This window comes from Rhodopirellula maiorica SM1, from assembly GCF_000346295.1.
In the GTDB taxonomy this organism is placed as follows: Bacteria; Planctomycetota; Planctomycetia; order Pirellulales; family Pirellulaceae; genus Novipirellula; species Novipirellula maiorica.
The window spans coordinates 1-1,643 of the sequence record NZ_ANOG01000936.1 but is presented as its reverse complement, the minus strand read 5'-3'; the positions used below and the strand labels follow the sequence as shown (position 1 = coordinate 1,643).

The window sequence follows — 1,643 nt, the reverse complement described above, 5'->3', positions numbered from 1 at the left end:
GTCCATCATGGATGGTTTTCGGGGTCCCGGGCGGGTTGGATCGATCTGCAACGAGCGAATTTGCCGGCGCGGATTGGCGCTATCACGGGAGACGCGATCAAAGTGCAATTAGAATCGACGATGGGAGTACCACCGCTGTTTAGATTTGATCGCAGCCGGTGCGGTCGAACCGATCTCGGGTCCGCTGCTCGATTCGATCCTGGCATCGATTGAATCCGTGACAAGCGAAGAAACGCAACCCATTTCAGATCCCCCGCCGCTCAGGATTCCCAAGCTGGCCTATCCTGCCGGAGCAGCCATTGTTGCCGGCACCATCGCGATCGCGGCTCGGCGAAAACACAAAACTCCACAATCAAGCGCTGAGCAAGAGGATCTCTTTTGATGTGACAGCAATCGTTCACTCTCGACCTATGAAATAGACGAGCGTCGAAGAAAGCGACGCGTTGCTCTTCTCTAACTTTTCATAGGCCGCGGTGTTTCCCCAGGATGCAGCGGTCCGGGAGCTTACCATGGACATGTACCTGAATGTGGACATGAACCTTGCTCGTTGCATTTGTGTTCTCGGGGGCGATACGGCGCTCGGTCGGCAAGTCATCTCAGTAGCTCGCCGTTGCGGTTTCCACGTCAAGACGCAGGTTCGGGATCCAAGCTTCGAACACTCTGCGAACTCGACCGAAGTCGTCCAATGTGAATTGGACGACCAACGCTGTTTGACTGACGTTGTCAGCGACTGTATGGCGGTCATCAATTGTTATGGTCCTACGATGCGACCGTGCGCTGGCGGCGTGGGGACCGAGGCGGCGAAGTTGACCCGATCGTTGCTGCCGAAACTGCATCGCAAAGGCGCTCGGCGGTACATTGTCGTCTCGCACTCTGGCGTCGTCTTGCCAGGGGATCGGCCGCGTCCATTGGGGACGTTCGCAACACGTGTGGCGGGGGCGTTGGGGCTGTGCTCGCGATTGGCGGACAAGCAGAACGAAGCGGCGATGTTAATGCAATGCGATCTCGATTGGACGCTCGTCCGTTGTGGAAAGTTAAAGGCACGCCGTACCGTCGGAGCCTGTATCGCGGATCGCCACTCGTTACGAGGCGGTTTTGTCAGTACGGAAACGCTTGCCCGATTTCTTGTCCACCAAATCGACTGTACAAGCTATCTGCGTTCCGGCGTTTTTGTGAACAGCCGCAATTCAAATTCGCACGTCAGTGAGTATCTTCGCCACCACGGCTGACCACCGCTTCCGTCAAGCCACCGAAGCTCTCATCAAATAGCCTCTCTTCGAATCGTCGCCCCGTTCCCCCCCAAGGCGAATTCGCATCGCACCGCCAGGCTCATCATGTTATGGAATCAACGTAGCGCAATCATGTCGCGAATCAAAGTGGTCCCCGCTGCAAACAAGGTCGTCAAACCGCTCGAAACCGACGAATACCCCTTCACGGAACAATTCAGCTGTCGCGATCGACCACGTCCGTTGGTGTTGGTGGTCGACGCTCATCGTGAATCAAGAGCGGATTTAGAATGCAAATTGAAACGCTACAGCTACCGTGTGGTGGGCGTTGAAAGTGCCTCGACGGCGATTGAATTGATGGAACAACAGCGGTTCGACGTTTGTTTGTTGGACATGAACTTTGCGGAAATGGATGCC

At 55.8% G+C, this 1,643-nt stretch carries 3 protein-coding genes; all 3 read left to right on the top strand.

Annotation, left to right across the window (positions count from 1 at the left end):
* A partial coding sequence (locus RMSM_RS43110; RefSeq protein ID WP_236622361.1) for a hypothetical protein occupies positions 1-213 on the top strand: 213 nt, incomplete at its 5' end.
* A gap of 296 nt (positions 214-509) precedes the next feature.
* Positions 510-1,229 (top strand): SDR family oxidoreductase, encoded by a 720-nt coding sequence (locus tag RMSM_RS29835; protein WP_008706234.1) that lies wholly within the window; start codon positions 510-512, stop codon positions 1,227-1,229.
* Positions 1,230-1,361: 132 nt separating this feature from the next.
* Positions 1,362-1,643: response regulator (locus RMSM_RS29830; RefSeq protein WP_008706233.1), on the top strand; the 282-nt coding region annotated here is incomplete at its 3' end.

Bases quoted from the DNA above. Each gene is read 5' to 3' on its own strand.
- RMSM_RS29835 (WP_008706234.1), top strand. From the start codon at position 510: ATGGACATGTACCTGAATGTGGACATGAACCTTGCTCGTTGCATTTGT.